13 protein-coding genes are annotated in these 12,644 nt (G+C 53.8%); 7 read left to right on the top strand and 6 right to left on the bottom strand.

Annotated elements, in window-relative coordinates; genetic code table 11:
- Positions 1 to 54: 54 nt before the first annotated feature.
- The 3 genes from H0248_RS04465 to trmB all read right to left on the bottom strand — a co-directional run bounded on the left by H0248_RS04465 (position 55) and on the right by trmB (position 1,948).
- Positions 55 to 768, bottom strand: coding sequence for a YggN family protein (locus tag H0248_RS04465; RefSeq protein WP_010282855.1), 714 nt, complete (start codon positions 766 to 768; stop codon positions 55 to 57).
- A gap of 114 nt (positions 769 to 882) precedes the next feature.
- Positions 883 to 1,227: a YggL family protein gene (locus H0248_RS04460; protein ID WP_014914389.1), complete on the bottom strand. Its 345-nt coding sequence runs from the start codon at positions 1,225 to 1,227 to the stop codon at positions 883 to 885.
- Between the two features lies 1 nt (position 1,228).
- Positions 1,229 to 1,948: a tRNA (guanosine(46)-N7)-methyltransferase TrmB gene (gene trmB, locus H0248_RS04455; protein WP_180784920.1), complete on the bottom strand. Its 720-nt coding sequence runs from the start codon at positions 1,946 to 1,948 to the stop codon at positions 1,229 to 1,231.
- Positions 1,949 to 2,113: 165 nt separating this feature from the next.
- Between trmB and mutY the strand changes: the two genes are divergently transcribed.
- From mutY to H0248_RS04435, 4 genes are all read left to right on the top strand, one after another.
- Positions 2,114 to 3,220 (top strand): A/G-specific adenine glycosylase, encoded by a 1,107-nt coding sequence (gene mutY / locus H0248_RS04450; protein ID WP_180784919.1) that lies wholly within the window; start codon positions 2,114 to 2,116, stop codon positions 3,218 to 3,220.
- Positions 3,217 to 3,489 (top strand): oxidative damage protection protein, encoded by a 273-nt coding sequence (locus H0248_RS04445; RefSeq protein WP_014700955.1) that lies wholly within the window; start codon positions 3,217 to 3,219, stop codon positions 3,487 to 3,489. The genes mutY and H0248_RS04445 overlap by 4 nt, the downstream gene beginning before the upstream one ends.
- A 52-nt stretch (positions 3,490 to 3,541) precedes the next feature.
- Positions 3,542 to 4,615, top strand: a complete 1,074-nt coding sequence (gene mltC / locus H0248_RS04440) for a membrane-bound lytic murein transglycosylase MltC (protein WP_010282844.1) — start codon at positions 3,542 to 3,544, stop codon at positions 4,613 to 4,615.
- A 95-nt stretch (positions 4,616 to 4,710) separates the two neighbouring features.
- A complete protein-coding gene (locus H0248_RS04435) occupies positions 4,711 to 5,802 on the top strand; it encodes a helix-turn-helix domain-containing protein (protein ID WP_180784918.1) in 1,092 nt (363 codons plus the stop codon).
- Here H0248_RS04435 and H0248_RS04430 read toward each other — a convergent pair.
- From H0248_RS04430 to H0248_RS04420, 3 genes are all read right to left on the bottom strand, one after another.
- Complete coding sequence (locus H0248_RS04430; RefSeq protein ID WP_180784917.1) at positions 5,765 to 6,808, bottom strand: alpha/beta hydrolase family protein; 1,044 nt, start codon at positions 6,806 to 6,808, stop codon at positions 5,765 to 5,767. The genes H0248_RS04435 and H0248_RS04430 overlap by 38 nt on opposite strands.
- A gap of 230 nt (positions 6,809 to 7,038) precedes the next feature.
- Positions 7,039 to 7,869 carry a phosphoenolpyruvate hydrolase family protein gene (locus tag H0248_RS04425; protein ID WP_039472174.1) on the bottom strand — a complete coding sequence of 277 codons (831 nt, stop codon included), beginning with the start codon at positions 7,867 to 7,869 and terminating at the stop codon, positions 7,039 to 7,041.
- Positions 7,870 to 7,884: 15 nt separating this feature from the next.
- On the bottom strand, positions 7,885 to 9,108 hold the full coding sequence (locus tag H0248_RS04420) for a Tm-1-like ATP-binding domain-containing protein (protein ID WP_180784916.1): 1,224 nt from the start codon (positions 9,106 to 9,108) through the stop codon (positions 7,885 to 7,887).
- Positions 9,109 to 9,380: 272 nt separating this feature from the next.
- Here H0248_RS04420 and H0248_RS04415 point away from each other — a divergent pair, with 272 nt between their 5' ends.
- The 3 genes from H0248_RS04415 to ansP all read left to right on the top strand — a co-directional run bounded on the left by H0248_RS04415 (position 9,381) and on the right by ansP (position 12,594).
- Positions 9,381 to 10,010: a TetR/AcrR family transcriptional regulator gene (locus H0248_RS04415; protein ID WP_180784915.1), complete on the top strand. Its 630-nt coding sequence runs from the start codon at positions 9,381 to 9,383 to the stop codon at positions 10,008 to 10,010.
- Between the two features lie 79 nt (positions 10,011 to 10,089).
- Positions 10,090 to 10,836: an SDR family oxidoreductase gene (locus H0248_RS04410; RefSeq protein WP_180784957.1), complete on the top strand. Its 747-nt coding sequence runs from the start codon at positions 10,090 to 10,092 to the stop codon at positions 10,834 to 10,836.
- Positions 10,837 to 11,142: 306 nt separating this feature from the next.
- A complete protein-coding gene (ansP, locus tag H0248_RS04405) occupies positions 11,143 to 12,594 on the top strand; it encodes an L-asparagine permease (RefSeq protein WP_180784914.1) in 1,452 nt (483 codons plus the stop codon).
- Positions 12,595 to 12,644 lie beyond the last annotated feature (50 nt).

Raw genomic sequence — 12,644 nt, 5'->3', positions numbered from 1 at the left:
CGAGCATTACTTGATGCTCGGTTTTCTTTCTTTGTCTGTACTCGACTTGCACACTTACTTCAACGTCTGCAACAGACTCTTGCGCTGGTTTTCCAGCGATGTGACGCGGCTACATACGTCATTGCCGAAGCGCTGGAACTCCAGTTCCTGATTGTTCCATTCGGCCTGAATCGCTTTCTGCAAACCACCGAGGTTGCCCATCATCGCCTGTAGTGGGTTGCCGCCGCTGGACATCTGTTTCACGCCCATTTCGTTCAGGCTGTCCTGCAAGACGCCGCCCATGCTTTGCTGCACGAGCTGCTTGCCATCTTGCTCAACTTGCTTAATCGCCTGATGGTGAAACGTCAGGCCATCGGTGCGGTGTTCGATAATTCGGTTCATCTGCTGCTTGAGCTGTTTATCCAGCGTAGTCAGACGATTGCGCACATTGCTGTCGCTGCCAAGCTCCTGCACGATGACGTTATCCAGCGCGACTCGCGCTTTTTCAAGATGCTGCTGCGCGCCCTGATCGATCCACGGCAGCTGCTGGCGTAAATCTGCCTGATAGGCTTTGGCCTTCTGGCGCTGTTCGGCATTCAGAGTCAGCGGCGTACCGTTACGGACGATATCGCCCTGCGGGGAGAGTTGTAAATTGCCGCTGGCACCCACGACCTGTACGTGTTGCGGACTGATAATGATGTCGTCCTGCGGGTTCACGTTGCACTGGTAGGCTGCCTGCGCTTGCCAGGACAGCAACATCAATAAACCCAGGGTTATTTTACGCGACATATTTTCTCCTGAAGAAAACAACGGCAGTAGCGGGAGAGCGGTAATCCGCCCGTTGAAGAGGCGGATAACGCCTGAGCCAGAATCAGCTCAGGCATGCCTTGATAAGACCAAGGATTACAGCAGGTGTTCTGGCAGATCCCACCAGATATCGAACAGGTTGCTGACTTTCACGTCCGTCAGTTTCTGCTCTTCCAACCAGCGGCTAACCAGTTGGCGATGCTCTTCGGTGCAGTGACCAATTTTTTGCAGACAGATCAGACCTTCCCAGAGCAAATAACCGCTGCCTTCAAATGCCAGTCCTTGTGGTTCAATGACGTCGTCAACGAACTTATCCATCAGTTGATCGATATCTTCTACGCTAGTGCCTTCTGGAAAGCGGAAGCTGACAGAAAAACCTAATTCCTGAAACTCATCGATATGAAGCTTTTTACGTAAACGACGGCTACGAGCTTGTGCCATTTTATTTTATCCTCTCAAACATCAGATCCCACACGCCATGCCCCAAACGCTGGCCGCGCGCTTCAAATTTCGTCAACGGACGGGACTCCGGCCGCTCAACGTACTCATTATTATTGGAAAGATTACGGTACTCGGTGACAGAGGTCATCACTTCGAGCATATGTTGCGCATAAGGTTCCCAGTCTGTTGCCATATGGAACACGCCGCCGACTTTCAGCTTACGCTGTACCAGTTGGACGAAAGGTACCTGAACGATACGGCGTTTATTATGGCGGGCTTTATGCCACGGGTCTGGGAAGAAGAGTTGAACCATAGACAGTGAGCCATCCGGGATCATATTCATCAGCACATCGACCGCATCGTGACACATCACGCGCAGATTGCTGATTCCCGCCTCCTGTGCGGCAGCGAGACACGCCCCCACGCCCGGCAGGTGAACTTCGATGCCGAGGAAATTCTGCTCAGGATGCTGTGCCGCCATCGTCACCAGCGAGGCGCCCATCCCAAACCCAATTTCCAGCACTACCGGGGCGTCACGACCAAATAGCGCGTTAAAATCGACCAGCTCGGTCTGATATTCCACGCCCATCACCGGCCAGTAGTTATCCAGCGCCAGCTGTTGCCCGTTCGTCAAACGCCCCTGACGGCGGACAAAACTGCGGATACGACGCATCGGGCGCCCATTTTCATCAAATTCCGGTGAAATGACGTTGTTAATCATAAAGAGTGCTTACTTGCTGTCCGATTTCATTAAGGAAACGCGCATTATGCAAGGATACCGTGGTTTAGCAAGCCCACTGCCTCGGAAAGTTCCGGTTTACAGCACATTCACTCTGTGCTGGAATCGCTATCAAACTTTTTACCTGCCGGATAGTGACCCCATTTTATGATGCAAGCGCAACAGTTCGCCCATCAGGTGCTGGACTGGTATCAACGCTATGGCCGCAAAACCCTGCCGTGGCAGCTTGAGAAAACTCCCTATAAAGTATGGCTATCCGAAGTGATGTTGCAACAAACGCAGGTCACCACGGTTATTCCCTATTTCCAACGCTTTATGGAACGCTTTCCGAACGTAAACGCACTGGCGGCAGCGCCGCTGGACGAAGTGCTCCACTTGTGGACCGGGCTGGGCTACTACGCCCGCGCGCGCAACCTGCACAAAGCGGCACAGACCATCGTGTCACGTCACGGCGGCGAGTTCCCCACCACCTTTGATGAAGTCGCGGCATTACCAGGCGTCGGACGTTCCACCGCTGGCGCGGTGCTGTCGCTCGCTCTCGGCCAGCATTACCCCATTCTCGACGGTAACGTGAAGCGCGTGCTGGCACGCTGCTACGCCGTTGACGGCTGGCCGGGCAAGAAAGAGGTCGAAAAGAAACTGTGGGCACGAAGTGAAGACGTCACGCCAGCCGAGGGCGTCAGCCAGTTTAATCAGGCGATGATGGATCTCGGTGCGATGGTCTGCACCCGCAGTCGCCCCAAGTGCGAGCTGTGCCCGCTGAACACCGGCTGCATTGCCTATGCCAACCACAGCTGGGCGCAATACCCCGGCAAGAAACCGAAGCAGACGCTGCCGGAGAAAACCGGCTGGTTCCTGCTGATGCAACAAAGTTCTCAGGTCTGGCTGCAACAGCGACCTGCCGTCGGCCTGTGGGGCGGGCTATTTTGCTTCCCACAGTTCAGCGAACGTCGGGAATTGGAACTCTGGCTGCAACAACGCGGTCTGAATCCTGATGGATTGCAACAGCTTGTCGCGTTTCGCCATACATTTAGCCATTTTCATCTGGATATCGTTCCGCTCTGGCTGGACGTATCGCAGACCGATCGCTCACAAAACCGGTCCTGCATGGATGACGGTGCAGGTCTCTGGTATAACTTAGCGCAGCCGCCGTCTGTCGGACTGGCCGCCCCGGTAGAACGCTTGCTGAGGGAGTTGGCTCACCCGCAGTCAACACATTTGAAAGCCTGCGAAATTGATGAGGAAGAAGCATGAGCAGAACGATTTTTTGTACTTTTTTACAACGCGACGCCGAAGGGCAGGATTTCCAGCTCTATCCGGGCGATCTGGGCAAGCGCATCTATAACGACATTTCCAAAGAAGCCTGGGCGCAGTGGCAAACCAAGCAAACCATGCTGATCAACGAGAAAAAACTCAGCATGATGAATGTTGACGACCGTAAGCTGCTGGAACAGGAAATGATCAAATTCCTGTTTGAAGGGAAGGACGTACACATCGAAGGCTATACGCCTCCGAGCCACTGAGATTGCGGGCTTTCGGGCCCGCTTACGTCCCCATTCCGACACGGCTTGTTATATGAAGAAAATGTTAGCTCTGCTGGTGATTGCACCACTGCTGGTTTCCTGTTCAGGAAACAAAGGGAATGCCAACGACGAAGAGTTTCTCAAGGATACCAACGCCTTCGATATTTTGATGGGCCAGTTCGCCAACAACATCGAAAATATCTGGGGGATGAATGAAGTACTGATCGCCGGCCCGAAAGACTACGTCAAATACACCGATCAATATAAGACGCGTAGCCACATCAACTTTGATGCCGGTTCAATCACGATCGAAACCATTTCGGCAACCAATTCCGTTGCCAGCTTGCGCCAGGCGATTATCACGACCCTGCTGATGGGCGATGACGCCAGTAACACCGATCTGTATTCCGACGCTAACGATATTCAAATCAGCCGCGAACCGCTGTTGTACGGACAGGTGCTGGACAACACCGGACAGCCGATCCGCTGGGAAGGCCGTGCCGCCAGCTTTGCAGATTACCTGCTCCAGAACCGTCTGCAAAAACGCACCTCCGGCATGCACGTTATCTGGTCGGTCACGATGCAGCTTGTCCCTAACCATCTGGATAAGCGTGCGCACAAATACCTGCCGCTGGTGCGTAAAGCCTCCGAGCGTTACGGTATTGAAGAGTCGCTGATTCTGGCGATTATGCAGACAGAATCGAGCTTCAACCCTTACGCCGTCAGCCGTTCCGATGCGCTGGGTCTAATGCAGGTGGTACAGCACAGCGCAGGACGTGACGTCTTCAAGATGAAAGGGAAATGGGGACAACCGAGTCGCAGCTATCTGTTCGATCCAGAACAAAACATCGACGCAGGTACCGCCTATCTGTCGATTCTGAAGAACAGCTATCTGGCCGGCATCGAGAACCCGACGTCGAAACGCTATGCCGTCATCACCGCGTATAACGGTGGCGCAGGCAGCGTGTTACGCGTCTTCTCCAGCGATCGCGATCGCGCCGTGGGCATTATCAACAACATGTCACCGAGCGATGTCTACCAGACGCTGACAACGAAGCACCCGTCTGGTGAATCACGTCGCTATCTGTACAAAGTGAACACGGCACAGAAAAATTACCGCCGCTAATTCACGCGCACCACAGAACGCCGTGCTACCGGGTTTACTCCGGTAGCACGGTTTCATCAGACCAGATATCTACAATAACGTTGTTGATAAACACGATGACCGCGATCCCTTTACCGTTGATTACCGCACTTCTGCTGGTTATTTTGTTTTTTCGCATCCAGTTTCTGGCTATTCACAACCATTCCCATAACAAGAACACTAAAAAACGCAGTGCAACGGCAGAAGCGATACTCATCGGCGTAAGCTGTCTTGCCCTGACGCTGGTGGCGTTACGCTGGGGCAGTCATGTTGCCTTACCCGCGTTTATTCAACCCGCGATTGCCGCATTAATTCCGCCGCTGCTATGGCTGTGCCTTTTCCCCCACGGCGACAAGGCATCTGAGGACATAACCCGCAGACGCCGACATTCTCTCTGGCATCTGTTACCGCCTTTACTCATCCTTGGCGCAGGCGCGATCCAGAACAGAACACCCGTTCCGCTTATCGATCTGATGCTGGTGAGTATTTACTTCGGTTATGGGGCAGCGCTGATTTACCGCGCTCGCCGTCTACAAACGTCATCACCCAAGTGGAAAAGCGCGCCGTTTATCGCCGGGCTGTATGTGCTTATCTCCGGCGCTATCGACACCGTCATTGCTCTGGATATCGCGTTCTACAGCGGCAATAGCGCAGCAACCATCATCACCGCATTCCACATCATCATGCTGGCGATATTGACCCTGCTGATCGTCACATACCGCACGTCACCGCAGGCAGGGCTTGTCGCGACGCCTGACCAGAAGCATGAAGCCATACCCGCCACCGAAGACGAGCACCAGCTCGCGAAAGCGTTAGATGATTTCATCCGCACTCACGCGCTGTACACCGATCCGGGCATGACGCTTCAGCGTCTGAGCAGGCGCATGGGCATACCGCTCAGACGCCTGTCCGAAACCATCAACCGCGTTCACGGTCGTAATTTCTCGCAGGTAATGAACGAATACCGCATCGAGGAGGCTAAGCGCCTCCTCAGCCAAACGGATGACCGAATCACCGATATCATGCTGGCCAGCGGGTTTCAGACTAAATCAAACTTCAACCGCGAATTTTTGCGGCTAACGGGGGTAAGTCCGAGCGTCTGGCGTAGTCAGTACCCACTTCAGGAACAGACTACGGCTTCCGCCACGCCGCCTGAAGAAAATCGCTGACATCCTTCCCAACTTCCTGATGGATCTGTTCACGCGAACGCTCACCGCCATCGAGACAAATCATGCCGTCGCCCGGGTTCTCGGCGTTGATAATCTCAACAGCACCCGGCTTACAAAGCTGCATAAAACTAAAATGCGTTGCGTCGGCAATTGCTTTATACGCTGAATGCGCTGGCGACAGCTTCTGCGCCAAATCGTGAGATTCCAGCCTGGCGGGTAATTCCTCATTGGGATACCCCGCCGCCATAATCAAGATAGGAATGTTTATTGCCGCCAGACTCTCTGCGGTAAACCCTCGCGCCAGCCCCATATCCAGCGAGACCACCGCGCTAATACGTGGATCGGCAAGTGACTTATCAAGCTGTGCCCGCGATGTGGCACTTTTTGCGACCTGCATCTCTTCATAGACTTTGCAGGACGCCAGCCCAGCGTGCGTCAGACAATCTTTCTCAAATTGCTCCGTACTGAAACGCCCACCAGCCAGCGCCAACACCGTCCATCCACCGAGTGAATGCCCCACGGCGGCAATGCGCTTCGCATCAACCTGCCCCGTCTTCTCTGGCATAGAGAGTAATGCCGTAATCACCCGGCTGAGGTCATGAGGCCGTTGCCACAGTGCCTGAGCGTTCTCAGGGCGCATGTCTTGCGTCGTGGTTCCAGGGTGATTGGGCGCAGCGACAATATAGCCTTGTTTAACCAACACCTGCGCCAGCCAGAATTGATTAAACCAACTCCCGCCGTAGCCATGTGAAACCACAATCAAAGGGTGTTCACCGAGTTCAGGCACAGCATTTCTACTCACAGCAATGCCGGGAAAAGCAACATTTTCACCCATGGTCGTGGTCTGTGAGGATGATGATGCAGGATAAAAGACGGCGACGTCTAACGGCCTGTTAGTGGCCTCATCCGCTAACGTGATGTGTTGAAACCCAATGCCCGCGTTTGCCATAACGGCAAAACTGAGTAGTAAATTCGTTATCAACCCTATCGTGATACGCCATGTCATGCCTATTTCTCCAAGTTTTTTGCTTTGTGAAAAATAGCATTTATAACAATAGCTTTCTTCTCTGTGCGACCTAAAACGCTATTTAGTCCTTCTCTGTGGTACATAAATTTGTCGCTCACAAAAAACTGCGGCCAGCATGTGCTGGCCGCATTCCCTGATAGTGGCGCAAAATTTACCTGCCTTCTTCCTACTTTTGGACATCAGCTTAGGTATATAGCCAAAAAAGTCTGTTATCGCTTAATTTTTTTGAATTGCTGTGTAGTCGCCGTTAATGCGGTTTCTGTCGGCAGCCGCTCCATAGAGCTGGCACCGTAAAAGCCATCGCACTGCGGGCAGTGATCCATAATGAATTGTGCGTCCTGCGGTGTTGAAATCGGTCCGCCGTGGCACAGTACAATCACATCCTTACGGATGGATTTCGCTTCATCCGCCCAGTGATTAATCAACGGCACGCAATCCGCCAGATTAAGCGCGGTTTCCGCGCCAATGTTGCCACCGGTGGTTAACCCCATGTGCGGCACAATAATATCCGCCCCCGCTTTCGTCATCGCGACGGCATCTGCCGCACTGAACACGTAAGGCGTGGTCAGCATGTCTTTTTCATGTGCCAGACGAATCATGTCCACTTCCAGCGCATATCCCATGCCAGTTTCTTCCAGATTGGCGCGGAAATTACCGTCAATCAGCCCAACGGTTGGGAAGTTCTGCACGCCAGAAAAACCCAGCGCTTTCAGGTCATCCAGAAATTTATCAAACTGACAGAAAGGATCGGTTCCGTTTACACCCGCCAGTACCGGCGTGTGCTTCACAACGGGCAGCACCTCTTTCGCCATATCCACGACAATCTCATTCGCATTGCCGTAAGCCAACAGGCCAGCCAGCGAACCTCGTCCCGCCATGCGATAGCGCCCGGAGTTGTAGATCACGATCAGATCGATACCGCCCGCTTCTTCACATTTCGCGGAAAGGCCTGTACCTGCACCACCGCCGATAATCGGTTCGCGGCGCGCGATCATTTCGCGGAATTTTGCCAGCAGTTCCTGACGATTCATGCCTGACATTATGCTTCTCCCTTCTTATTTCACTAACGCCCTAAACGCATCGACTGCGGCTTGGGCAAATAAAGGATCGTTAATATGGAAAGGCAGACGAATAATCTGTCGTTTTGCCGTTTTCTGCACAACACGCTCCAGCGTGCTGATAAATGCGTCACGGGCTTCTGGGTGCCAGAATGCTTGATCCGGTGCATCCAGCGCGGAGAAGCCGCCTTCCGGAATCAGGAAGCGCACCTCGCCTTCACAGCAGTTCAGCTTCTCCCCAATCCAGCGCGCCATCGCGATATTTTCATCTATCGTCGTCCGCATCAGGGTGACCTGCGCGTTGTGGTTGTAGAAAAGGCGATGCGCGTATTTCTCCGGCACGCTGGCGGGAGAACCAAAATTCACCATGTCCAGCGCGCCGCAGGACGCCACGTAAGGCACCTGCGTCTTGGCTATCACATCAAACCGTTCCGGCGCGCAGGCCAGCACGCCATCAAACAGTAAATCGCACACCTCTGTCGTGGTGAGATCGAGCACACCAGTAAGCAAATTGCTATCCACCAGCTTTTCCATCGCCTTCCCACCGCTGCCCGTCGCGTGAAAGACCAGACAGTCAAACTCGGCTTCCAGCAATGCACTGGCTTCCTGAATACATGGCGTCGTGACACCAAACATGGTCAGGCCAATCGCGGGCTTATCGTCATGATGCTCCTGAATATGAAACGTCACGGCGCCGGCGATCTGGTGTGCGGCATTGCCGAGAACCTGACGAGAAATACGGTTCAGGCCCGCCACATCGGTAACGGAATACATCATGCTGATATCGCTGGCACCGATATAACCGGAGATATCGCCGGAGGCCATCGTCGAGACCATCAGCTTCGGCATACCAATCGGTAATGCCTGCATCGCAGGCGTAATCAGCGCGGTTCCGCCGGAGCCGCCGAGACCCAGCACCCCAGCAATATCATCGCGGGACAGCATGAAGTGCTCAAACGCAACGGCCATGGCGCTAATTGCCTGACCTCTGTCATGGCAAAACACCGCCGATGCGCCCTGCGGATGGTAAGAGGCCACCGTTGCGGCGCTGATATCTGTCGCCTCTGACCCCCGTTTATCTGCTGACGGTGGTGTCGTTGACAGATCGACCATGACGGTTTTTAAGCCCGTAGCGGCAATCAGGTCGCGGACGTAAACCTGTTCTTTTCCTTTAGTATCAGCGGTACTTGCAATATAAACGCGGCCAACTTCACTTCCCACTTGGTATCCCTCCCACCGTTAGCGAAACAATTAATAGATTGATATAAAGACAATTATATTAAAATAAAAACAGAAAAGATTAATTTATCGCCATATTGAGACTTGAGTATCAGAAAGACAAACCATTAAATATTCAAATGAGACAAAAGTCTCAAAATGTTATGTATGGCATTACATTAACAGTAAGAAATCTTGACATGGCACAAGAATCACTCAATTTGCTATAGTTCACGCGACAACGCCGTCCGGCCCGAAAATTCAATGAGGTCTATGTGATTGAACGGGATGAAAAACTGACATCAACGAGGGCGAAAACCCGTCGTTTACTAATTGATACTGCTATAAATATGTTCGATCAAGGCATATTCCCTTCCATTACGGATGTTGCTGCTGCGGCTCAACTTTCACGCGCGACGGCCTACCGCTATTTTCCGACGCAAAGTGCGTTAGTCTCCGCCGTTGTCGGTGAAAGCCTCGGCCCGATTCTGGCATGGCACCCGACACAGCCGGATGCCAGCGAACGCGTTACCGAACTGCTACGCTTTGCTTACCCAAGGATGCTGGAACATGAAGGTGCGCTGCGTGCCGCACTGCACCTGTCACTGCAACAATGGGCCGATCGACGTTCCAATCGCCTGCATACGGACACGCTGACGCGTGGTAATCGTAAACGCCTGCTCAAAATAGCCACTGAACCGCTGGAAGGAAAAATCACGCCGGAAGCACAACAGCGGGTGATTTATGCCTTATCGCTTATTTATGGTTCGGAGGTTTTCCTGGTGCTGAAAGATATCTGGCATCTGGAAGAAGACGGCATTCAGGATGTCACGCAGTGGGTCGCCAAAGCCATTTTACGGCAGGCGGAAGAAGACGCCGCACAGGCAGCTTCACAGAAAACCTAACGAACATATTTATGCTGCGTCCCGCCCTATCACCGGATACGCAGCAACGGAAGAATATTCTTTACCAAGGGAACACATGATGCTGAAAGGTAAACGCGCGATTGTCACTGGCGGTGGTCGTGATTTTGGACAAGCGGTATCCGTCTGGCTGGCTCGCGAAGGGGTGAAGGTCGATCTTTGCGCCCGCAAACTGGCCGATGCACAGGCCAGCGTCGACATTATTCATCAGGAAGGCGGCACGGCACGCGCGTATCAGTGCGATATTGCTAATCCTGATTCGGTCAGAGATTTTTCCGCACAACTGCTGGAAGACAGCACGCCCGTCGATATTCTGGTACTCAGCGCCGCCCAATGGCTGGAAGGCGCATTGGGGGAAGGAGACACCGATGCAGATATCGTCAGCACCATCAATTCTGGCCTGACCGGTTCTATCCTGCTCACTAAAGCGCTATTGCCAAGCTTACGCCGTTCACAGGGTGCCGACATTCTGGCGATGGTTTCCGTCTGCGGCATCCCGCAGTTCCACGACTCTATCGCCCACCCCGCCTTCTTCGCCGCCAAGCACGGTATGAGCGGTTTTAGTCAGAATCTGGCGCATCATGTCGCGCAGGAAAATATTCGTGTAACGGGGTTTTATCCGCCAGATTTTGAGGTCACTGGCTTTGATGACAACGCCGACTCCGCTAGCGGGGAAAAAATGGGCGAGCACCTGCTGAACGCCCGCTCGGTATGGGAAGCCATGCGTTTCGTGCTCATCCAACCGCGCAGTTGCCATATCAACGCTATCCATTTTCAGGGGCCAACGCGCGCAGATCTTGGCGTGTAACCCATCACCTTTTACGCGCATCCCGCTCCGGTATTTATCACATAATCGGAGCGGTGAAGGGGGTTCCCTACCTAACGCCCCACGCTCCCCCACACATCATGCTCTGACACACTTTCCCACTATCCATTTTTTGCCACAGCACACAGGAAAAGGTAGCATCGCTGCCGTTGTTTTCTGCCATACGGCGGACAGGAATGTCCGACATAAAAAAATGCCACAGGCGAAAACATAATCAATTGAATTCGAAATAATAATAGCGAACGCGTCGCCAAGAGATGCGTGATAGACAGGAAAGCACGGACACCAATGACACAACATTTCTCCCCTCATGGCGAGCGTCATGCCGCCGAGCAACGTCTCCACGAAAAGGGTTATCACCAGAGTCTCGGTAATCGCCATGTGCAGATGATCGCCATTGGCGGCTCCATCGGCACCGGGCTATTCCTTGGCGCAGGTGCGCGTCTGCAAATGGCAGGGCCAGCGCTGGCGTTGGTCTATCTGGTTTGCGGTATCTTCTCCTTTTTCATCCTGCGCGCGCTGGGTGAACTGATCGTGCATCGCCCCACCAGCGGCAGCTTCGTGTCGTACTCACGTGAGTTTCTGGGTGAAAAGGCCTCCTATGTGGCAGGCTGGATGTACTTCCTCAACTGGGCGATGACTGGGATTGTCGACATCACCGCCGTCGCGCTCTACATGCACTACTGGGGCACATTTGCCGATGTCCCACAGTGGCTGTTCGCGCTGAGTGCACTGTCCATCGTCACGCTGATGAACCTGATCGGTGTGAAGTGGTTTGCCGAAATGGAGTTCTGGTTCGCACTAATTAAGGTCGCAGCCATCGCCATCTTTCTGGTAGTCGGCACAGTCTATCTCGGCACGGGCAGCCCGCTGGATGGCAGCACGCCCGGCCTGCACCTGATTACCGATAACGGCGGCCTGTTCCCGCACGGCATTCTGCCCGCTCTGGTGCTGGTCCAAGGGGTGATATTTGCCTTTGCCGGTATTGAGATCATCGGCACCACCGCAGGCGAATGTAAGAACCCAGAGCAGGTGTTGCCGAAAGCGGTCAATAGCGTCATCTGGCGCATCGGCCTGTTCTACGTCGGCTCTGTCGCGCTGTTGGTCTGCCTGCTGCCGTGGAACGCGTATCAGGCCGGACAAAGCCCGTTTGTGACGTTCTTCAGCAAGTTGGGCGTGCCCTATATCGGCACGATCATGAATATCGTGGTGCTGTCCGCCGCGCTGTCCAGCCTGAACTCCGGCTTGTACTCGACGGGGCGCATCCTGCGCTCGCTGTCGCTGGGTGGTTCGGCTCCCGCGTTCCTGTCGAAAATGAGCAACCAGTCCGTACCCTATACCGGTATTTTAGTCACGGTCGGCATCCACATTATCGGCGTGGTGCTGAACTACGTGGTGCCGTCGCAGGTGTTCGAGATCGTACTGAATATCGCCTCGCTCGGCATTATCTGTTCCTGGGCATTCATCATTCTGTGCCAGATGCAGTTGCGTAAAGCGATTCGTCAGGGGAAAGCCAAGCCGGTGGCGTTCAAAATGCCCGGTGCGCCTGTGACATCATGGCTGACGCTGGCTTTTCTGGTGAGTGTGCTGGGATTGATGGCGTTTGATTACCCGAACGGCACCTGGACGGTTGCGACAATTCCGGTACTGGCGATCATGCTGATTATCGGCTGGCGTGGGCTGAAAAAGCAGCGAGAAGCCGTGACGCTCGCCGACCAGCAGGAATCCAGCCTGCGTTAAGGTTAAGACAGAAAAAACTCAGGCTCGTTTCCGAGCCTGAGTGTCTTAGC

It is taken from the genome of Pectobacterium brasiliense (assembly GCF_013449685.1).
GTDB lineage: Bacteria > Pseudomonadota > Gammaproteobacteria > Enterobacterales > Enterobacteriaceae > Pectobacterium > Pectobacterium brasiliense_A.
Note: the sequence above shows the minus strand (reverse complement) of the source record. Positions and strands in the feature narration are given on the sequence as shown.

Excerpts from the sequence above, each read along its gene's own strand:
- H0248_RS04465 (WP_010282855.1), bottom strand. The coding sequence starts at position 768 with ATGTCGCGTAAAATAACCCTGGGTTTATTGATGTTGCTGTCCTGGCAA.
- H0248_RS04460 (WP_014914389.1), bottom strand. The coding sequence starts at position 1,227 with ATGGCACAAGCTCGTAGCCGTCGTTTACGTAAAAAGCTTCATATCGAT.
- trmB (WP_180784920.1), bottom strand. The coding sequence starts at position 1,948 with ATGATTAACAACGTCATTTCACCGGAATTTGATGAAAATGGGCGCCCG.
- mutY (WP_180784919.1), top strand. The coding sequence starts at position 2,114 with ATGATGCAAGCGCAACAGTTCGCCCATCAGGTGCTGGACTGGTATCAA.
- H0248_RS04445 (WP_014700955.1), top strand. The coding sequence starts at position 3,217 with ATGAGCAGAACGATTTTTTGTACTTTTTTACAACGCGACGCCGAAGGG.
- mltC (WP_010282844.1), top strand. The coding sequence starts at position 3,542 with ATGAAGAAAATGTTAGCTCTGCTGGTGATTGCACCACTGCTGGTTTCC.
- H0248_RS04435 (WP_180784918.1), top strand. The coding sequence starts at position 4,711 with ATGACCGCGATCCCTTTACCGTTGATTACCGCACTTCTGCTGGTTATT.
- H0248_RS04430 (WP_180784917.1), bottom strand. The coding sequence starts at position 6,808 with ATGACATGGCGTATCACGATAGGGTTGATAACGAATTTACTACTCAGT.
- H0248_RS04425 (WP_039472174.1), bottom strand. The coding sequence starts at position 7,869 with ATGTCAGGCATGAATCGTCAGGAACTGCTGGCAAAATTCCGCGAAATG.
- H0248_RS04410 (WP_180784957.1), top strand. The coding sequence starts at position 10,090 with ATGCTGAAAGGTAAACGCGCGATTGTCACTGGCGGTGGTCGTGATTTT.
- ansP (WP_180784914.1), top strand. The coding sequence starts at position 11,143 with ATGACACAACATTTCTCCCCTCATGGCGAGCGTCATGCCGCCGAGCAA.